Raw genomic sequence first — 19,777 nt, forward strand, 5'->3', positions numbered from 1 at the left:
GATAACTCCATTAATGCCGAATGATCGGCCGGTGCAACTTGTTATTAACAGCACATGTCCGCTCATTGCACCATTAAATCTGGGATGCGCCACCGTCCGCGAATAGCTCGGTACCGTTGATATAGCTTGATGCATCGCTTGCCAAGAAGAGCGCCGCCTGGCCGATTTCGTGTGGCTCTCCGATCCGGCCGAGCGTGCTCTTATCGCTGAGGGCATCAATCACCTGATGCGCGTTCTCACCAAGCACATCGCGCAAGGATTGTGTGTTTACTGGGCCGGGACTGAGCAGATTGATGCGAACGCCAGAACCTTTTATATCCAGAACCCAACTGCGCACCAGCGCCCTTAACGCGGCCTTGGTGGCTCCGTAGGCACTCAGACCTGGGCCAGGGTTGATTGAGGCGGTCGAGCCGATGATGACGATGCTGCTCCCTTTACCCATTAATGGGAGCGAGCCCTGCACGGTGAAGGTCGTGCCTTTGACATTGGTCGTGAAAACTCTATCGAAGCCTGCTTCAGTGATTGCTCCAAGAGGCTCAATTGCACCTATTCCAGCATTGGCAATCAGCACGTCTATACGTCCATGGACCATGCGTATGTTATCGAACAGCTCGGCGAGGCCGACGGGGTTAGAGATATCTGCGCACACGCCGGACACGTGCTTACCGAGGCGACTCACGGCATCGGCGAGCTGAGGCTGGCGACGTCCGGTAATGACCAAAGTAGCACCTTCGCTGGCAAACGCTTCGGCAATTGCGAAGCCGAGGCCTGAGGAGCCGCCGGTGACCAAGACAACTTTATTCGTGAATTGCATGATATTACCTCGATGAGTGAATCTATTTAGTGAACACTACATATCTTTTCGACCGCTTACAACATTTTAGCGATCACTAAATATATGATGCTGCGTTTTGAGATTGATATCAGTTGTAGCGATCGCTACAGTTGTCGTATCGACGAAGTGAGATAGCCATGAACGAAAAAAAACGGCAACGCCGCCCCGCTTTCGACCGCGAGCAAGGGATAGCCATATCTCAGGTGCTGTTCCACCAGCGCGGTTTCGACGCGGTGAGCCTGTCTGACTTGACCGAGGCCATGGACATTAAGCCTCCGAGTTTTTACGCCGCCTATGGCAGCAAAGCCGAGTTATTCGAGCGGGCAATGCATCGATACGCCAAAGAAAACGCGCTACCTGTGGACAAATTGCTCACATTGGATCGGCCACCGGCAGACGCGCTGGCGTCGCTGTTAGTCGCTGCTGCAAAGCAATACGCAGGGGACAACACTTTGCGTGGGTGCTTGATCACGGAGGGCATGCGTGCGGATGATCCGATCGCCCGAAATATGGCCGAAAATCTGGGCGAAGCCGGAATACAGAAGATCCGCCGTTACCTTGACCAAGTTTCCCCGGAAGCCGCGCAAGCGCTGACCGACTATCTGCTGATCACTCTGCGTGGGCTGTCTGCCGCGGCGTGCAGCGGTATATCCCCCAAGCGATTAGTGGCGGTGGCGCAAATTGCCGGCAAAGCGATTGCTGAAGAGTTTAAGGCAAGCGGTATTGCTTCTGACTCTTGAGCAAATCAGCACGCCGTGACCTCGCGGGTGATTTATAGGTAAGCGATAGTCGTACCCGCGGCGATTTCGGTGATGCAGATAGAGATCTTAGCGAAATGCGAGTCGGCTAAAGCAGGCAGAAAGCAGGTCAGCTTATGGAGTCAGGCTCGGACTCGAACGTCCGTTATGGGTCAGTTGCTGTCCTTTTTTGTTCACTCCTGCGACATGAGGACGGCCAAGGCCAGCGTTATAAACTCCTCGTTCGTATCGATTGTTTCCAGTGCTCCGCGCACGTTGTCGGCAATGTCTACCGAGCCGTGAGTCTCTACCCAGCTTGAAAGCTCCATAATGGCGGCTTCTAGGGCGAGTTGGTTTTCGTAGATCTTGGATAGCAGGGAAGGGAGCAAGTCTAAGTTAGGCATCGCGAATCCTCCGTAGAGTTTTCAGCGTAGCAGCAGGGATTGGGGGTTGTGCACGTTGGCAGGACGCCGGAGGGTAGGCGCGGTGAGGCGGTCCGGTATGCCGGCGATTGGACGGACTCTTGTGTGAAAGCAGACCGAATCTAAAGGGATTTCCATCTCTTTGCTTATTTTTTGCTAAAGCAAGGTTTTGATATGTCCTATCATGCTGAAATATAAAGACTTTTTTCCTCAGTGGTTTCGATCCATCATAGGGGCCACGCTAAAGCGTCTGGACACCGCAGAGCCTGTGTTTACGTGGGGTGTAGCTGAATTCTGTACCATTTTGCTCTACGTGTTTTAGGCGTGTTTTAGGGGGTGAGTGGTACAAAGTACCAACCCGATTTCAAATTGTACCAGTTGACCATGGCCACTATCAGAGCAGGCAAACTCACCGACGGCAGCATTAGTAACACGGCACCGATACGCCTGATTCGTGAAGGGGCGCAAGTCTACCAAGAGAGCCAGACCTTCGCCCGAAAACAGGCCGCCCAGGCATGGGTTGGCAAGCGTGAAGCCGCGCCGGATCAACCCGGCGCGATCGAGCGGGCAAACCGTGTAGGCGCCATGGTTAAGGAAATGGCACTGGCCCGACGAAAAGCCCGGCTCGCTGGTGTTCAGCGTGGGCGGTGAGGTTGGCCCATGAGCCACGTCCTTTCCGAGCACGACCGCATGATCGCGGGCATGGTCAAGGAGTGCTATGTAGTCGCCCTGGACCTGACTGCCCGGCCGCCGATGTGCCGGGTGTCTGACGGCGAGTGGGTCAGTGCCTGGGTGCGCTGGCACAGTCTGGCAGCGGGCAAGGCACGGCACTGGCGGGTGCCCAGCATGGGTGAGCAGGGCACTTTGCTCAGTCCGAGTGGTGATGTGTCACAAGGCACCTTTGTACCGGGCTTGTTTGGCGATGCCGGGCCCGCCCCGGATAACCGCGATCACGTCGAGCGCTGGCTCACAGTTACAGCATTGTGCTGCCGACTGGCTTGGTGGATATCAAGGTCGTCGGCGACCGTTACGGATAGCGCTGTGGCGGTGACGTCCGGGGCGATCGCGCTCGATGATGTGACCTTTTACGGCGAAGTGCTGATCAACCGCGGGCTACGCGTCACGGGGGATATCAACGGTGGCGGAGCAATTTCGACATCAGATACATCAGTGGCAACACGGCTAACCACAAGCATTGAGGGAGTTCGAGTCAGCTTTATGAATCAACTGTGTTCGCATGATAGTCCTTGGCAAATCTAACAGCAGTGGTAATAGCTGCCCGGGCTTGGGGACTGTTCTTCCAGCAAGTCGATCCAACTGCTGCTGATGCCTGAGCCAGGATGTCGTCGACACTCGCCTTGCTGAGTAAATTAAGCGAGTCAATGCCCATCTGCTCTAGGCGAGCGATAACGGTCGGTCCAACGCCTTTTAGGGCCAGCAAAGCATTATGTTCCGTCTGTGGAAATGGCATCCGTAAACTCCTGTTATCGGGTAATGAGGACTCCGGAGTGTGCCCGACAGGAAAGGGCAGCTCAATAGATGGGCAGCATTACTACAGCGATAGCTTTCAACTCAACTAACCCGCCAGGCGCGGGTATTTTTTTGCCTGGAGAAAACAATGGCTAGCAAATCAACACCGCCCGACTAAAAATGTAAAGTCTGAGCTGGCGTCATTTTTCGAGTGCTTTTTTTTCACTGCTATCGTAGCTATTAAAGAAATCGATGCTGATTGTGAGAGGTTGGAAGTTGTTTTTGGTTGTAGTCTTGCTCAATTAGCCTGCAGAAAATCGTATATTAATTATCCTTTTTCGATACAAGTTTCCCGGCGAATGAAGTCGTAGCTAGGCATGCCTGGTGCTTATGCTGTAGGTGATGTGGGGTAGTGATACTGCATCTGTAAGGCTGCATCCCCGTGCAGTGAATTGCCTCGTACCATCCATCACTGACAAGGCTGAGGATTTCGCGTGATTGGCAGCAGCCTACCCGAAGTGGCAGCTGGTCCACCCGAGGCATTAATGAGCCTCATTTTAGGTTTTTCTGCATCAGTGCATTCTGAAGTGTTACGCCCCGACGGATCGGAAATCCTCGGCGCACGACATGAAAACCGTACAATTCAAAGAACCTTTCAGCGGTCTTGCTGACATCTGAAGTCAGTTCGTCAATGCCAAGTAACCTGGCTTCTTCATGGATACGGTTCATGAGTAAAGTGCCTATTCCTTGCCGAGGATGAGTACCCGACACAAAAAAATGGTCGATGTAACCGTTCGGTTGAATATCGGCATAGCCCACAATTTTCCCGTCTACCTCAGCCACGAATGGGCGGAGATTTCGAAGATGCTCCGCCCATAGCGTCTGATCAAGATCAGCAGGAGCCCAGGCCTCGACTTGATCGTGAGTGTAATCGCGTGACGCGACTTCATGAATGGCAGAGTAAAAGACGTCGAACAACGCAATCTCATCCCCGATTCTGAACCGTCGAATCTCCATGGTTTTCTCACAAAGCGTCCGCAAAAAAGAAGAGTCTGTCATACCTGATAAAAATCAGGAATGAACGACCTCGAGTTCCATAAGTACAACTGGGTGCCTATTTTTGGTCGTTCGCTGCCGCTTATGTAAACGGTCTTTCTTTCGCGAATGGTAGTTCAAGGATGGGATGGTGGAACAAAATTTATACAGGGATTAGATTGGAGCCAGATAATGTTTACAGGTGCTCTGAGTTTTAAAACCTTCGCGCAGCAAAATCATGGGCACTATCACCGTTCGCAAGCGCAAGGATGGATCGACGAGTTACACCGCGCAGATCCGCATCATGCAAAAGGGTGTGGCAGTTTATCAGGAAAGCCAGACGTTCGACCGCAACGCTTCCGAGCCGGCCTGGATCATACGTGTCGAAACTGAAATGTCAGTTCCTGGAGCAATCGAGAAGGCCAATCGATCAGGTGTTACGGTCAAGCAGATGATCGAGCGCTACCTTCTGGAGTACGAAAAATTGATGCCGCTTGGTAAGACAAAGCGCGCCACGCTCAGAGCTATCAGTGAGACTTGGCTGGGTAAGCTCGAGGATAGGGAGATCACCAGCCTGAAACTGGTGGCGTAAGCTGATCGACGAATGATGAACGACGGCATACAGGCCCAGACTGTGGGTAATGAATCTCTTAGGTGCCGTGCTTCACGTTCTATACCCGCTTGCGTGGCTGGTGTGGTGCGTGCAATCAGGCGATATATGGAACCAGCCCACAGCTCGGCCTCCGCATTGAGTGTCAGGATCACCGTCAAACAGATCGGTGGTGAAGTGCTTTCATGAGGGTGGTTGACGCTGTGCATGCTGATCGCCGCATGGCTGTGGTTTTGGCGATGGTTGCAGCGCGGGCAAGGCCCATCTCAAGCCCGGTACCTGCACCACCACTGTCGCCGCAGAACACGTCCACGACGATCTCATTGTCTTGCGGTTTGAAGACAAGACCGTATTGGATTTTGAAATCGAAGGGTGTTTTTGAATATATGCGGACATAGGGGTGCGTCGCCGGATGGCGTGATTCGTTTAAATGGGGGGGCTTTCGGCGGATCTTTTTGCTATTTTCGCCAGTCGTCTTGAAGTAATATTTAAGTATTTACATGTGTGTATGGAGGTCTCAAATTGAGTAAGTACGAGCCGCTGGGCCGTTATTTGAAAGGCTTGAAAAAAAATGCAGTAACTCTAAGTTTTCGACAAATAGAAGATATTCTCGGTTTTAAATTACCTCCTTACGCCCACACAAACACTGCTTGGATCAACTCAGATATAAAGAAACGGCCTCAAGCTCAACAATGGATTCGTGCGGGGTGGGAGCGTGGAAAATTAGATCTTGAGAGAAAAGAGGTTTCGTTTATTCGTGCTCAGGCTCAGATCCCTAAAGCTTCCTTAGCGCAAGCCGAGCTGGATGAGCAGGAGCAGGCTGATGAACAGCAGCGGAATATCGAGCAGGATGTAGATCTCACTGCTACAGAAAAGAAAACGCTGATAAGTGCGCGTATCGGCCAAGGTCAATTTCGACTGTCTGCGAGCCGTGTTGAGGCACGTTGCAGGCTTACAGGTATTTCTGATCTGAATTTTCTGATTGCCAGTCACATAAAGCCTTGGAAAGATTGCAATAATCAAGAGCGATTAGATGGTGAAAACGGTTTGATGTTGGCTCCTCACATTGACAGGCTATTTGATCGCGGATGGATTTCTTTCTCAAATAATGGCGATTTACACACTGCGCCAGGCGTTGAAAAGATAATGACTGCATGGTGTATCGACTCGATAAAAAATGTTGGTCAATTCAGTGCAGAGCAATGCCGTTATCTTGAGCACCATAGAAACAATGTATTTAAAGGGCGGAAACCCTGAAGTTTGTTGCCTGCGTTTTCAAGCCTCTGTTGCCTGGCTGTATGACTGGACGAGGTGAACCTTTTGCTGTCGGGTTATGAACACGCAGCACGGATTCTTCCTCGGCCGTGATCAATCTCTCTGGTCTAGAATGTTTGCTGCGGCGGATTATCGAAACTTCTCAGGCGAGGCTGAGTCCGACGTATTGAGCTCCGCATCGCGTGATGCGCTCACCAAGTTGCTTACAGGGAGTTATTGAAATGAAAAAAACACGCCTCTCAATCCTGACTGGATCTTGCATGATGTTGATCGCGGCTGGAGCTTCAGCGGAGCAGTATCTGCCCGAGTTAGCCAGCAAGAGTCCGTACAAAAAAGCCTATGCCGAGATGCTTAGCTTTCCGAGCTGGGTCAGCAAAGCTCAGGGCGTCGCGTCGCCGGTTGAGAAGGTTTCGGCTGAAGGAAAAAGCTTCACCGTGGGGCATATGTGCAAGCCACACGACTGTGCAGACAATCAGCTCAGTGTTGTTTTTAGTGCCGATGGAACAAAGTCCTGGGGACTTCTCGCTACGCGTTCAGAGGATGGGAAGGCCTTTAACAAACAGCTGCTGGGCAACCCTGACAGCGTGATCGAGGGTCTTCTGAACAAATCCTTCTCTGATAACAATCCAGAAGACTAACCCGTGGAGCAAGATTTGGCGGTGTTGTAATACTGGCATGAGCTTCTAGGCGGCTTAATTGGCGACTTCTTTACTGACTTGGCCATGACCGATCCTTTCTTTACTTCTGCTGGCCGGCAATGTTTGTCGTTTGCATTGCTGGACGCGGGCTATGCGGCGCATGTAGTGCTGCCTTAGCTCGCTTTGGGTAGTGGATGCTGTGGACGGCGATGATCCGTTCAAAGGCCCTGGCGCCGATTGCGAGCTTGCCGCAGCACTGCCGCCGGGTAATACCCAACGCCATTAATCCCTTGATTCTTTCGGCCAGCCGCGCATCCTTGGATTCATCCACCTACTTTGGTACCACGTTCCGGGTGCCGCCGTAGGTTGGAGCTTTGAAGGTTACCCCGAACTCCTTGCCGATCTTGTAGACCATACGCTGGTCGATACCGAGTATTGCCGCGACCTCAATCTTTGGGTGATTAACGGCCGGGCCCCGCAGGCGTTCAACCTGCTTAAGATGCTTTTGGTCACGAACATCGGATCGTGCCAAGGGTAGGGGAGTTGAATCGCCCCCCGGTTTATTCCACGCATCCCGGAGCCGCTATTGGTCTGGAGATGGCGGAACAGACTGAGGTTTGAACATGCATAGCGACGGTCGAAGTCAGCCTTTCGCTCACTGGCAGAAACGATCAATTGATGGGGCTACGAAAGTTGGGGCTGTTCACTCCTCATATTTCATCTGAAATTGGTCCATCTGCTTCAAGGATTTGGTTCAGGCTGAACGCTACTTCATACTCAAAAAGCGAGACATTAGGCACTGCCACGATAGCGTGACGCAGGTTTGAGCTGATGGATTTCGCAACGATGACGCCCTTCACCCTCTTCCCGTGCGCAAGGTTCTTCTTGATCCAGCCCATGTAGCGGCTGATCTGACCGATCGCACGATCTGCCACACGACCACGCTTGAGTTCAAAAATCACGAACGCGTCATCTGAATCAAGTGCGAGTATGTCGATTGGTCCAACGTCGGTAGGGTATTCAACTCCATCACGACCTTGAGGGTCGACATAGAGGCGAAGTGATTTACCTTCCAGTTTCAGTGATTCGATGTTGTGAGAGATGAAGTCGCGTAGCTGCCATTCCAGTTCAAAAACTGTCTCTCGATCTGAATCTGGCGTGTCTTCGTCACCAAGAGCCAGGTCTTCATCTTCGATGGCTTGGATAGCTGTTTTAGGTGTGCCGGGATGCAGGACCAGAACCTGTGTTTCAGTTTCTTCAGTGATCCATCCCATTCGAGTGAATGCACGACGAAGCTGCTGAGAATTCGTGTTGCGATCGATAGGTGGTGCTTCATTGGGATTCTGACGGCACCATTCTTTCATCGGATAGAGCGTGTGCCTACCATCTAAATCGACCAATACAACAGAGTATTTCTTGGGGGGCTGCATCTAGGGGTGTCCATGACTGATGGCCTGAAATTGGCAGGTTAACTGGTGGGGGATAAGAATACCAATGTGGTGATATTGCTCGTCTATCGCCACCGGTGGCAACGCGCAGCAGTGTTGTACGGGCGGAAGTTAGTCGGCTTAGCGTCTGCTTCTGGCCGAAAGCAGCCCCTCATACAACACTGTCAGTTTTGGAGTGCCATGAGCAATCATCAGGCAGCAGAACACTGTACGAAAAGACAAAAACTCGGACTGTATTTGATTGAGAGGATGAAGGTCAGTGTAGTGGTCTAATGAAACCGGACACCCTTTTAGGCGAGAATGCTCGCCAGATCGAGGTGTCAGATGACCAAACAACGCCGTACCTTTTCCGCTGAATTCAAACGCGAGGCTGCCGACCTCGTGCTCAAGCAAAACTACAGCTTCATCGAAGCCAGTCGTTCACTGAGTGTTGGTGAGTCGGCGCTGCGCCGCTGGGTCGACCAGCTTCAGCAAGAGCGCACCGGCGTCACGCCCCAGAGCAAGGCCCTGACACCAGAGCAGCAAAAAATCCAGGAGTTGGAAGCTCGGATTGCTCGCCTCGAGCGCGAGAAATCAATATTAAAAAAGGCTACCGCGCTCTTGATGTCGGAAGATCTCGAGCGTACGCGCTGATCAATCAGCTAAGCGTCCATGAGCCTGTTGACTGCTTGTGCGAGGCGTTTGAGGTCGCTCGTTCGGGGTACTACGCGCATCGTCTAAGGCGGCGAACACCAGATGTTGAGCGGCTCAGGCTGCGTAGCCGAGTGAGCGAGTTGTTCACCCAGGGCCGAAGTGCTCCCGGCAGTCGAAGCATCACGTTGATGATGCAAGAAGAAGGTGAGCAAATTGGACGGTTTAAGGTACGCAGGCTGATGCGTGAGCTGGAGTTGGTCAGCAAGCAGCCAGGATCACACGCCTATAAAAAGGCCACAGTCGAGCGGCCGGATATCCCAAATATATTGAACCGAGAATTTGATGTCGAAGCGCCCAACCAGGTCTGGTGCGGCGACATCACCTACATCTGGGCACAGGGGAAATGGCACTACCTTGCGGTTGTCATGGATCTTTACGCTCGCCGAGTGGTGGGCTGGGCGTTATCAGAAAAGCCGGATGCAGACTTGGTGATCAAGGCGTTGGATGTGGCTTACGAGCAGCGTGGCAAGCCGCAAGGCCTGCTATTTCACTCAGACCAGGGATCCCAATATGGCAGCCGCAACTTTCGCCAGCGGCTGTGGCGTTATCGCATGCGTCAGAGTATGAGCCGCCGAGGAAACTGCTGGGATAATGCGCCGATGGAGCGGGTTTTTCGCAGCTTGAAAACAGAGTGGATACCAACCACTGGCTACATGACCGGCCACCAGGCTCAGAGAGATATTAGCCAGTACCTGATGCATCACTACAACTGGATCCGACCTCATCAATTTAACGATGGATTGGCCCCAGCGAAAACGGAAGAAAAACTCAAAACCGTGTCCGGGATGAGTTGACCACTACACAGGCCGTTGGGCATAAACAGGCTCGGGCCGCTCAAAGCTGTGCGTGAGTCGTAGTTGGGGAGGGACGGGGTCAATAAAGTCGATACATGCAAATGGATATCCGCATCTTGTACAAATGCGCGACACTGAAAACCTGTTAGGGCATGGCTAGGATTCAGGCTTTTCCAGGGACATGATGTCGGCCCGATATGGGCACTGGTGTGATTTTGGAGGATCGTCTTCGGCCATGTTTCGTCAATTCGACCGCTAATTAAGAAAGAGAAAAATGGATACCAGGAAACTGCGTCATGTTCTGGGGCTGGTCGAGCACCTGACCTTTACCAAAGCCAGTATCGAGGTCAACCTGAGTCAGCCGGCCTTGTCGCGCAGCATTCAGTCGATCGAGGCTGAACTGGGGGTGCAGTTGTTCGATCGCGGACCTAACGGGGTTGAGCTGACACCTTACGGCGAGGTGTTTACCGAGCGCGCACGCAAGGTGCTGGCCGAGCTCAATGAGTTGCGCCGGGATATCGAATTGGTGCGCCGTGGTGAGTATGGCGAGATTGCGCTGGGCTTCGCGCCGACGGCGGCGGCCCTGCTCAAAACTCAGTTGCTGGAACATTTTGCCCTGAACTGTCCGCAGGTGCGATTGACCGTCAAGGGCGGCACCTATGAAGAATTGTTGTGGCTGCTGCTGGAAGAGAAGATTGATATTTTTTTCGGCGATGTGGCGCTGTTGTCCTATCGCCAGGATTTGCAGGTCGATTTGTTGCCCAATTGGCGAAGTGGTTTCTTTTGTGCCGCCCATCATCCTTTGGCGCAGAAAAAACAGGTTCACCCCTCGGAATTGCTGGGTTGCCCCTTGGGCAGTATCAAGTTGTCAGCCTGGGCCATGGCGGAGCTGGATACGTATTTGGGGGGATCCATCGAGACGGCCATTCATTTTCAGACGGATGTGCTCGCTGACCTCGAGGCCTTGGCGTTCACCAGGAACACCGTGGTCTTCGGCAGTTACCCGGCATTTTCGAGCGCCGTGGACAGTGGCCGGCTGCAGGAGATCGCGCTGAATCCACCGTTGCAACTGCGCGCGCGTTTCGGTTCGGTCAGCCTTGCGGGACGTACCCTGGCGCCCTCGATAAAGGGAGCCAAGGCACTGGCCCAGGAGATATTTGCGCGGTGCGCCGAACAGTTCCCCGTGGCGCCCTTGATCGAGGGTTGATCTCGGTGAAGATCGACAGCGCGGCGATCACCAGTCCTGGAGAGGTCGTCAGCAACTGACCCGTAGTGCCTGCACCGGTGGCGAGGATCTTGCCATTGCAGCGATCCAGCAGCAGACCACCGTCACTGCCACCTCCACGACCCTGGCGCTGAAGCGCGCACGATCCACGTTCGCATTGGCTATGCAAAGAGCGCATAGACACGTCCCAAGTATGCATTGGCCTGCAGCATTTGCACTCCAGCATGATGCTCGCAAGCGCTAAAAAAGCGCTCCCAATAATAAGGAACCCATGCACATGCCTATCAGCCCTGAAATCCAAGCCCTCGCCAGCGATATGCGCCTCTGGCGCCAACAGATTCACAGCCAGCCAGAAACAGCCTTCCAGGAACACAAGACGGCCAACTTCGTTGTTGAGCTGCTGCGCTCATGGGATATCGAAGTCCACACCGGTATTGGCCAGACGGGTGTCGTCGGGGTGATCCACGGCAGCCTTGGCTCAGGGCCGACGATTGCCTTTCGTGCCGACATGGATGCCTTGCCCATCGTCGAAGAAGGGCAGCCGTCCTATCGCTCTGTGCACCACGGGGTATTCCATGGTTGCGGTCACGATGGTCATACAGCCATTCTCCTGGGCACGGCGCGTCTGTTGGCAGAGCGGCGAGATTTCAGCGGCACCGTGGTGCTGATCTTCCAACCCGCTGAAGAGATCATCCAGGGAAGTCGGGCCATGCTGGATGATGGCTTGCTGCAGCGTTTCCCGTTCGAAGAAATCTATGCGCTGCATAACCATCCCGCCCTGGCGGCTGGCACCGTTGGCGTTCGTCGCGGCGCAGCGCTGGCCTCGGTGGACTTTTTCTCGATCCGCATCATCGGCGTCGGCAGCCACGGCGGTATGCCGCACTTGAGCGTCGACCCGATCATGATCGGCTCAAGCCTGGTTGCGGCCCTGCAAAGTATTGTAAGCCGCAACGTCAATCCGATAGAAAATGCAGTGATCAGTGTCTGCAGCTTCCAGTCCGGAGAAACCAATAACGTCATCCCCGAGTTCGCGGTGCTCGATGGCACCGTGCGCACTCTGTCCGTTGCTGTTCGAAAGCAGGTCGTCGAACGCATGCGCGAAGTCTGCCAAGGGCTGGCATTGGCTCATCAGTGTCAAATCGAGATGACACTGGCCAACAACACCCCGCCAACCGTCAACAGCCCTGAGCAGACCCAACACGTGATCCGTGCCGCGAAGCTCGTGGTCGGGGCCGATAAACTGCAGGAAAACGTCGCTCCGATCATGGCCGGTGATGACTGCGCAGTGTTTCTCCAGGAGCGTCCTGGCTGTTATTTCCTGCTGGGCCAGGATGGTCCTATGTGTCACCACCCGCATTACGACTTCAACGACGATGTGGCAAGCATCGGGGTGGCGATGTTCAGGCAGCTTGTGGATTTACGACTCGGTTCCGGACGCGACGACAATAACAATAACTAAGCCCGGAGCTCGCATGAAGCCCAAAATCCTGACAGCCTGTCTTTCGCTGATATTAGTGCTGGCCTCAAGCTCTGCCAGTGCGGCCACTGGCAGCAGTTATGCTGCCAACTGGCACACCCTGGTGCCGTTTTTCCTGCTGATCACCCTGACCCTGGCGATCACCCGTTGGGCCAGTAACCGTAGCCACAGCACCGCTGATTTTTACAACGCGGGGGGCGGCATCACGCCGATGCAAAACGGCTTTGCCCTGGCTGGCGACTACATGTCAGCGTCGACCTTTCTCGGCGCCGTGGCCATGCAGGCCCTGTATGGCTATGACAGTTTGATCTATGGGGTCGGCACCTTGATCGGCTGGCCAATCCTGTTGTTTCTAGTGGCCGAACCGCTGCGCAATCTTGGCCATTACACGTTGTCGGATGTGGTTTCGTTCCGCTTAAAAAACGCCCGGTGCACTTGCTGACAGCGGCAAACTCGCTGGTCATCGTGCTGCTTTATCTGGTGGTACAGATGGTCGGCGCGGGTAAATTGATCCAATTGCTGTTTGGTACGCCCTATCTGATCTCGGTGGGTATGGTCGGCATCCTGGTGCTGCTGTATGTGGTTTTCGGCGGCATGCTGGCTACCACCTGGGTGCAAATAACAAAGGCAGTGCTGATCCTGGCTATCGGCAGTTTCCTCTGTTTCATGGTGCTCAAGAGTGTCGGCTTCAGCAGCGACCAATTGATCGACAGAGTGGTCCAGGCCTATCCCGGCGGGCTGGCGGTATTGGCTCCCAGCAAGCTCATATCGAACCCGATTGATGCTATTTCCTTGGGTGTTTCACTCATTTTCGGCATGGTCGGCATGCCCCATATCCTGATTCGCTTCTTCACCGTGAAAAACGGTGCCGCTGCTCGTCAATCGGCGTTCTATGCCACCTGCATTATTGCTTACTTCTATACCCTGATCGCCGTGATCGGTGCGGGGGCGGCGATTTTCGTCATCGGTAATCCCCAGTTTCTGGAGCCCGGCAGTCAAACGCTGGTCGGTGGCAGCAACATGGCAGCCCTGCACCTGGGGGCCTTTTTTGGCGGTGAGTTGTTTCTGGGCGTGATGTCCGCCGTGGCGTTCGCCACCATCCTGGCAGTCGTGGCCGGCCTTACTATCTCAGGCGCGTCGGCCGTTAGCCACGATATCTACACCCACCTGTTCCCCAGGAAAGAAAACACCCCCAAGCGGGAGCTGATGATTTTCCGTGGGGCCTGTATCACCCTGATCGTCGTTGCTCTACTGCTGTCGCAACTGGTGCAGAACATGAACATCAGCTTCCTTGCCGGCCTGGTGTTTGCGGTTGCTGCAAGCACTAACTTTCCGATGCTGATCCTGTCGATCTTCTGGCGCGGGCTGACCACCCGGGGAGTCGTCGCCGCCTGCGTGTGCGGTCTCGTCTCTTCGGTGGGCCTGTTGGTGCTGGGGCCTGCAATTTGGGTCAATGTGCTGGGGCACGAAACGGCGATTTTCCCTTACTCCAATCCTGCGCTGTTCTCCATGAGCCTGGCCTTTATCGCCGCCTGGGTCGCCTCGATCACCGACCGCAGCCCATCGGGCCACGTCGAGCGTGCCAGGTTCGATGCCCAGCACTATCGGTCGCTGACCGGCATCAACGCCAACAGCGCGATTGCTCACTGACCCTTGACCAAACGAGGTAACCACCATGCCGAGCCCGTTCACCACCCTTGAAGGCAATTGCTCTCTGGCGCGTCTGAAAAAAATCAGATTCTGGTTAGTCCTGGGGCTGACCGTGCTGACGCTGGGTGCGTATTTCAGCTTTATCCTGCTGATCGCGTTTGCTCCCCATTGGCTGACCCTACCGTTGTCGACCGAATCGCGGCTGACCACCGGGATCGTGGCGTGCCTAGGCCTCTACTGGTTTTGTGTAGCGGTCACAGGCTTCTACACGTGGTACGCGAACCGGCGCATCGATCCGCTGCTGCGCAACCTTTAGTGCCCCGGCGGCGTACAAGGAGGCCGCCCCTGAAAGGATCAATCTTGCCCCCCGCCAGTCCAGCAGACTGGCGGGAACCCGGGCCTTGCAGAGGCCGAGCCACTTAGCTGGCTTGCTCTGCATCGTTTCTACCGTCGAATACTTTCTAAAAACAATAACTGGTCAGCCTGACTGACCGGAAAAGTCATCTATCGGTTTCGATTCGGGGTTCACAATGCTCGTACGATTTTTCTTTGGTACTACCCTGGCCTGCGCCCTGTCGGGTTTGGCGCAGGGGGCTGGCAATCCTGCCCAACAAGAGCAGGCCCGAGGCTTTTTAGAGGGCAGTAGCCTCGATCTCAATCTTCGGCATTACTACGCCAACCAGCACGCTCGAGGTTCCACCTACCTGACCATTCAAAAACCGCAAGGTCGGGTACCCACCCGTACACGCGAAACCTGGGTACAGGCCAGCATGCTTAAACTCAGCTCAGGCTACACACAGGGCACACTTGGGTTCGGTTTGGATGCTGGCATTTTCAGCGCCGTGAACCTCGCCCGTGGTCACGGACAAGTGGCCAACGGTGCTGACCGTGTTCTGGTCGATAGCAGCGGCGACGCCATACCCACGTGGAGCCGCCTGGGACTTGGTATTGCGCGGTTTCGTGTGTCGAACACCGAGCTTAAGGTGGGCCGGCAGATGACGGAAAACCCGATACTGCGTTACAAAGACAACCGCGCTTTACCTTCCAGCTTCCAGGGGGCCGGGCTGTCCAGCAATGAGACCGATTGGTTGTCGCTGCAAGCGGGTAGCTTTGACCGCGTCATTCCCCGTACGGGGACAGGCGCTGAGCGACTCACCAGTGGTTTTGGCAACCGTCAATACAGCGGCGATCGCATCAGCTATGTGGGGGGAACGCTCAAGCCTGGCTATGGCCTGGAGGCGACCCTTTATGCCTCGCGCTTTGAAAACATGTGGGATCAGTACTATTTCGGTGCGATCCACCGTGCCGGCGACAACGCGACCCTTGGCACCAGGATAGCGTTTGGTTACTACCACACGCGGGAGCAGGGCGAGCAACGTTTGGGCTACATCGACAATAGCGCCTACAGCATCGCGCTCACCGGCAGCCACCAAGCCCACAGCGTGACGCTGGCCTGGCAGCAGGTTATCGGCAACGAGTACTTCGACACAGTCTGGGAGTCAACCGGTAACTACCTGGCGAACTCGCTGTACTCGGAGTACAGCGGGCCCAACGAAAAATCCTGGCAGTTGCGTTACGAAGTTGACCTGGTGAGCATGGGATTGCCCGGACTCACGGCGGCCACCTGGCATGCAAAGGGCTGGGACATCGATGGCACCCATTATGACGGGGATCGGAACGGACGTAACACAGGCTATAACGTGCGAACCCTGGATGGCGCCAAGCACCATGAAAATACTTTGATGGTGACCTACACCGTGCAGTCCGGGCGCCTGAAGAACTCGACGCTGCGCACAATCATTTACAACCACCGTGCCAGCGGTGGACAGATCGATGGCAGCTATGATGAGTTTCGTCTGGTGGGTAATTTCCCGATCAATTAGCGCGTTTCATGTCGAAGTTAATCAAGCACCTGCACCAGACTCACGGGGCATCACAAGGTCTTAACCATCAAGGTCTAGAACAGGCTGCCTTCACCTGTGCTTTGTCGCTCAATCGGGAGCGGGCGATCACGGTGAGGATCGACAGGGCAGCGATTACCAGCCCGGGTGAGGTTGCCAGTAGCACGCCACTGGTGCCGGCTCCGGCGGCAAGGATCTGCCCGGCGGCCAGGGGGCCCGCCACTGAGCCCAGGCGACCGATTGCCACTGCCGCGCCGACGCCGGTGGCGCGCACTGCGGTCGGGTAGGACTGTGGCGCCAGGGCGTACAGCACCAGTTGAGCAGCCATGACAAACAGCCCGGCGGCAAACCCGGCAATCGACATGGGTACGATACCGATCGACAGGCCGACCCCGGCCAGCGCCACCAGTAACCCGGCATACACGAACAGCACCACTTTGAATTTGTTGCAACGATCCAGCAGCAGGCCACCGAGCAGCGAACCGAGGGCGCCGCCAATGTTGAACAGCATCTGCACCATGCCCGCCTGAGATTTACTGAAGCCCTGTTCCAGCAGTAATGACGGCAGCCAGTTGAGCAGCATGTACATCACAGTCAGGGTGAAGAAGTAGCTCAGCCACAAGGCCAGGGTGTTGCGTGCGCGGCCTTCACCGAACAGTGCCTGGGTAGTGGATGGTCGCAGGTTGTCCGTTGCTGAGTGTTGTTTGCGGAAGGCAGTGGATTCGGGCAGCAGCAGGGCCATCAGCGGCACGACCAACAAGGGCGCCAGGCCGCCGATGATAAAGGTGGTTTGCCAGTGCTCACTGGAGAACATTGCCACCGCCGCCGCAAGTGCCCCGCCCAAAGGCACGCCGCAGTACATGAAACTGATGGCGGTGCCGCGATTGCGTTCACTCACGGCCTCGGCGCACAGGGCGATCAGGTTAGGCAGGGCGGCGCCCAGGCCCAGGCCAGTCATGAAGCGCACTAGCAACAGGCTGGAGTAGCTCTCCACATAGGCTGTGCACAGGGAAAACAGGCCAAACAGCAGCACGGCAGTGATGAGGATTTTCTTGCGCCCGATGCGATCGGCGATCCAGCCGCCAAAAAATGCCCCGGGCAACAGGCCGAGGATCCCGGCGCTGAACACCCACCCCAGCATTTTCGGGTCCAGGGCAAAACTCTGACGCAGCCCGGCGGCAGCAGTGCCGGCGGCTTGCAGATCGAAACCCTCGATCAGCGCAACGATGAAGCACAAAGCGATTGTCAGCGTCGAATGACGTGATGGAGTGTCCATGGGTGAACCTCATTGTTGTTTTTATTGTGGAATCGAGCCGTTCCGTCGTGGTGGGCACGCTGATGAGGGCGGCTGCGATTAAGATAACAAATATAACTAAAAAATGAAGCTGGCCCTTGGTAACGCAAGAAATCAAAAATAAACCTTATAAAACAATAACTAATCGTCTAGTTTAATATGTGCCATAGAAATAGATAATAATATTAATGTTCGATTATCGGTCACTGGTGATTGACGATTGCCTTCGACTGTTTCCATTCTCTGTCCGCGAATCCGGTTGTACTGCGCGCACCGGTAGCAAAAACAACAATAAAAAATGGACATCGAACATGCCAAAAATCCCTACGAACGCCGTTGCGGCGGCGTCAGCCGCCTGTGTGTCCAGCATCTACCCAAGGTTATTGCTGATGCTGCTAGGCTTGAGCGTTGTGCCCACCCAGCTTCGGGCCGAGGGCTTTATTGACGACGCCCATGGCATCTTGACCCTGCGCAATTACTACCTGGACCGTGAATACCAGGATGGCGGGGCCAAGACCGCTGCCAAGGAGTGGGCTCAGGGTTTCATCATGAATATGGAGTCGGGGTTTACCGAGGGCCCGCTGGGTTTTGGACTGGACGTCCGGGGGCTATTGGGCGTCAAGCTCGATTCCGCGCCGGATCGCAGCGGCACCGAACTGTTGCCGGTGTCGGCCGGCGACAAGCGTGCGGCGGATGATTACTCGCGCCTGGCACCGACTGCCAAATTGCGATTTGCCAAAACCACACTGAAATCCGGGGATGTGTCGATTTTCCTGCCGTTCGCCTTTGCCAGCCCCTCGCGACTGCTACCCCAAACCTTTCGCGGCAGCACCATCAGTTCCAGAGACATCGACGGCCTGACCCTGAACACTGGCTACATCGATCGCATCAACAAGCGCGATTCCACGGACTATCAGGCCATGACCATCGCCTCGCCGAACGGGCGTTTCAACGGCGCCGCCACCACTTCACACATGGCCTACCTGGGAGGCGATTACCAGGTCAACCAGGATCTCAGTCTGCGCGCTTACCATGCCGAGGTGGCCGACCTGTACCAACAGGACACCCTGGCGCTGCTGCATAACCTGCCGCTGGGTGACGGTGTGCTCACCAGCGACCTGCGCAGTTTTTTCAGCCGCGAAGCTGGCAGTGCCAAGGCCGGCGCAGTGGACAACCGCAACCTCTCGGCACTGTTCAGCTACCGTTTCGGCGGGCACCGGCTGGGTCTGGGTTACATGTATTCCAGTGGAGACACGGCAACCCCTTATATCAGCGGCACAGAGTTGATGGGCATGAGCGAACTGACCATGAGTTCAGACTTTCTCAGTGCCAAGGAGCGCACCTGGCAAGCCATCTATGACTATGACTTCGTGGCGTCCGGGGTGCCCGGTCTGAAGGGGCGGTTGCGTTATGTGCGCGGCGACAATATCGAGCTGGCAGCCTTCAACGCTGAAGACCGCAAAGAGCGCGAGTTCCAGATGGAGCTGGGCTATGTGGTGCAGAGCGGCCCGCTGAAAGACGTCGGGCTGTTGGCGCGCAAGTCGATCTACCGCAATGACTTCCCGGGCGGCGCGGCATTTCGCGATGAAAACCAGACCCGGTTTCTGGTGGTCTATACCTTGCAGATCTGGTAACCCCGAGTCCCTCAGCATTTTCCGCCGGCCGCCCATTTGCGGCGTGCCGGCGTCTGTGTTCAGTCCTGATAGACCTTCTTCAACAAGCGCAGCAGCTCTTCGCGTTCCTCGCCATCGAGCGCCGCGGTGGCGTCAAGGTCGCTTTGCACGGCGATCTGCTTGAGTTCCTTGAGCAGGGTCTCGCCGGTCTTGCTGAGGAAGATCCCGTAAGAGCGTTTGTCCGGTTTGCAGCGCACCCGTACCGCCAGCGCGCGACTTTCCAGTTTGTTGAGCAGGGGCACCACCTGGGGCGGCTCGATGGCCAGTGCCCGAGCCAGGTCGGCCTGCATCAATCCGGGGTTCTGGTCGATGATCGCCAGGGCCGAGAATTGCGCGGGTCGCAGGTCATGGGCCGAAAGGCGACCAATCAGGTTCTGGAATAATTTCAGCTGGGCGCGGCGCATGGCGTAGCCGATCAGGTCGTCCAGTGCCGAGTCCAATGCGGTTTGCATCTGGGGCGGCGGCAGGGACTCGCTTGGGGCTGCGGGGGGTGAAGGCTTGGCCATTGCGGGTGAGTCCTGAAAAAGTGGAGGTTAACAAGGCTATCTATTTTGCCGGGGTTGGCCAGTGATAGCTATGGTCAATGTTGTTTTAAGGTGC

Annotated in this window: 18 protein-coding genes and 4 pseudogenes; 13 read left to right on the forward strand and 9 right to left on the reverse strand. The window is 55.3% G+C overall.

Annotated elements, in window-relative coordinates:
* Positions 1–73: 73 nt before the first annotated feature.
* Positions 74–814, reverse strand: coding sequence for an SDR family NAD(P)-dependent oxidoreductase (locus tag JQ848_RS10475; protein ID WP_202210641.1), 741 nt, complete (start codon positions 812–814; stop codon positions 74–76).
* A gap of 158 nt (positions 815–972) precedes the next feature.
* Here JQ848_RS10475 and JQ848_RS10480 point away from each other — a divergent pair, with 158 nt between their 5' ends.
* Complete coding sequence (locus tag JQ848_RS10480; protein ID WP_202210642.1) at positions 973–1,575, forward strand: TetR/AcrR family transcriptional regulator; 603 nt, start codon at positions 973–975, stop codon at positions 1,573–1,575.
* Positions 1,576–1,766: 191 nt separating this feature from the next.
* On the opposite strand, the gene JQ848_RS10485 is transcribed toward JQ848_RS10480, so the two are convergent.
* Positions 1,767–1,976: a hypothetical protein gene (locus JQ848_RS10485; RefSeq protein ID WP_202210643.1), complete on the reverse strand. Its 210-nt coding sequence runs from the start codon at positions 1,974–1,976 to the stop codon at positions 1,767–1,769.
* 402 nt (positions 1,977–2,378) lie between these two features.
* On the opposite strand from JQ848_RS10485, the pseudogene JQ848_RS10490 reads away from it, so the two are divergent.
* Both JQ848_RS10490 and JQ848_RS10495 read left to right on the forward strand, forming a co-directional pair.
* Positions 2,379–2,594, forward strand: a pseudogene (locus tag JQ848_RS10490) (integrase); the annotation flags it as partial.
* Positions 2,595–2,654: 60 nt separating this feature from the next.
* Positions 2,655–3,193 (forward strand): annotated as a pseudogene (locus JQ848_RS10495) (phage baseplate assembly protein V).
* Between the two features lie 17 nt (positions 3,194–3,210).
* Here JQ848_RS10495 and JQ848_RS10500 read toward each other — a convergent pair.
* Positions 3,211–3,465 (reverse strand): hypothetical protein, encoded by a 255-nt coding sequence (locus JQ848_RS10500; RefSeq protein ID WP_003444708.1) that lies wholly within the window; start codon positions 3,463–3,465, stop codon positions 3,211–3,213.
* Between the two features lie 551 nt (positions 3,466–4,016).
* Positions 4,017–4,523: a GNAT family N-acetyltransferase gene (locus tag JQ848_RS10505; RefSeq protein WP_235972457.1), complete on the reverse strand. Its 507-nt coding sequence runs from the start codon at positions 4,521–4,523 to the stop codon at positions 4,017–4,019.
* 214 nt (positions 4,524–4,737) lie between these two features.
* Here JQ848_RS10505 and JQ848_RS10510 point away from each other — a divergent pair, with 214 nt between their 5' ends.
* Positions 4,738–5,091: a hypothetical protein gene (locus tag JQ848_RS10510; protein WP_408003737.1), complete on the forward strand. Its 354-nt coding sequence runs from the start codon at positions 4,738–4,740 to the stop codon at positions 5,089–5,091.
* Positions 5,092–5,175: 84 nt separating this feature from the next.
* On the opposite strand, the pseudogene JQ848_RS22735 reads toward JQ848_RS10510, so the two are convergent.
* Positions 5,176–5,497: pseudogene (locus tag JQ848_RS22735) on the reverse strand (DNA cytosine methyltransferase); the annotation flags it as partial.
* 134 nt (positions 5,498–5,631) lie between these two features.
* Here JQ848_RS22735 and JQ848_RS10515 point away from each other — a divergent pair.
* Together JQ848_RS10515 and JQ848_RS10520 are read left to right on the forward strand one after the other, a co-directional pair.
* Entirely contained in the window at positions 5,632–6,366 is a 735-nt protein-coding gene (locus JQ848_RS10515; RefSeq protein WP_202210644.1) for an HNH endonuclease, read from the forward strand.
* Between the two features lie 239 nt (positions 6,367–6,605).
* Positions 6,606–7,022, forward strand: coding sequence for an Ivy family c-type lysozyme inhibitor (locus tag JQ848_RS10520; protein ID WP_003444702.1), 417 nt, complete (start codon positions 6,606–6,608; stop codon positions 7,020–7,022).
* A gap of 100 nt (positions 7,023–7,122) precedes the next feature.
* On the opposite strand, the gene JQ848_RS10525 is transcribed toward JQ848_RS10520, so the two are convergent.
* The gene (locus tag JQ848_RS10525; protein WP_202210645.1) at positions 7,123–7,353 is read right to left on the reverse strand and encodes a hypothetical protein; all 231 of its coding nucleotides are present in this window, start codon (positions 7,351–7,353) and stop codon (positions 7,123–7,125) included.
* A 379-nt stretch (positions 7,354–7,732) separates the two neighbouring features.
* On the reverse strand, positions 7,733–8,452 hold the full coding sequence (locus tag JQ848_RS10530) for an endonuclease NucS domain-containing protein (protein WP_202210646.1): 720 nt from the start codon (positions 8,450–8,452) through the stop codon (positions 7,733–7,735).
* A gap of 342 nt (positions 8,453–8,794) precedes the next feature.
* Here JQ848_RS10530 and JQ848_RS10535 point away from each other — a divergent pair.
* The 6 genes and pseudogenes from JQ848_RS10535 (at position 8,795) to JQ848_RS10560 (ending at position 16,192) form a co-directional block, all read left to right on the forward strand.
* Positions 8,795–9,957, forward strand: a protein-coding gene (locus tag JQ848_RS10535; RefSeq protein WP_095019831.1) for an IS3 family transposase whose coding sequence is annotated in 2 segments (ribosomal slippage) — positions 8,795–9,050 and positions 9,050–9,957 — 1,164 coding nt in all. Because the reading frame shifts where the segments join, the coding sequence is not laid out codon by codon here.
* Between the two features lie 274 nt (positions 9,958–10,231).
* Positions 10,232–11,164, forward strand: coding sequence for a LysR family transcriptional regulator (locus JQ848_RS10540; protein ID WP_161720185.1), 933 nt, complete (start codon positions 10,232–10,234; stop codon positions 11,162–11,164).
* Positions 11,165–11,459: 295 nt separating this feature from the next.
* On the forward strand, positions 11,460–12,641 hold the full coding sequence (locus tag JQ848_RS10545; RefSeq protein WP_161720183.1) for a M20 aminoacylase family protein: 1,182 nt from the start codon (positions 11,460–11,462) through the stop codon (positions 12,639–12,641).
* 13 nt (positions 12,642–12,654) lie between these two features.
* Positions 12,655–14,309: pseudogene (locus JQ848_RS10550) on the forward strand (sodium:solute symporter family transporter).
* Positions 14,310–14,334: 25 nt separating this feature from the next.
* Positions 14,335–14,625, forward strand: coding sequence for a DUF485 domain-containing protein (locus tag JQ848_RS10555; protein WP_161720179.1), 291 nt, complete (start codon positions 14,335–14,337; stop codon positions 14,623–14,625).
* A 214-nt stretch (positions 14,626–14,839) separates the two neighbouring features.
* Positions 14,840–16,192: an OprD family outer membrane porin gene (locus JQ848_RS10560; protein ID WP_202210647.1), complete on the forward strand. Its 1,353-nt coding sequence runs from the start codon at positions 14,840–14,842 to the stop codon at positions 16,190–16,192.
* 67 nt (positions 16,193–16,259) lie between these two features.
* On the opposite strand, the gene mhpT is transcribed toward JQ848_RS10560, so the two are convergent.
* Positions 16,260–17,486, reverse strand: coding sequence for a 3-(3-hydroxy-phenyl)propionate transporter MhpT (gene mhpT / locus JQ848_RS10565; RefSeq protein ID WP_161720175.1), 1,227 nt, complete (start codon positions 17,484–17,486; stop codon positions 16,260–16,262).
* A gap of 329 nt (positions 17,487–17,815) precedes the next feature.
* Here mhpT and JQ848_RS10570 point away from each other — a divergent pair, with 329 nt between their 5' ends.
* Positions 17,816–19,138, forward strand: coding sequence for an OprD family porin (locus JQ848_RS10570; RefSeq protein WP_202210648.1), 1,323 nt, complete (start codon positions 17,816–17,818; stop codon positions 19,136–19,138).
* Positions 19,139–19,197: 59 nt separating this feature from the next.
* On the opposite strand, the gene JQ848_RS10575 is transcribed toward JQ848_RS10570, so the two are convergent.
* Positions 19,198–19,683, reverse strand: coding sequence for a MarR family winged helix-turn-helix transcriptional regulator (locus tag JQ848_RS10575; RefSeq protein WP_003444695.1), 486 nt, complete (start codon positions 19,681–19,683; stop codon positions 19,198–19,200).
* Positions 19,684–19,777 lie beyond the last annotated feature (94 nt).

The sequence above is a fragment of the Pseudomonas paraversuta genome (assembly GCF_904067025.1).
Lineage (GTDB): Bacteria > Pseudomonadota > Gammaproteobacteria > Pseudomonadales > Pseudomonadaceae > Aquipseudomonas > Aquipseudomonas paraversuta.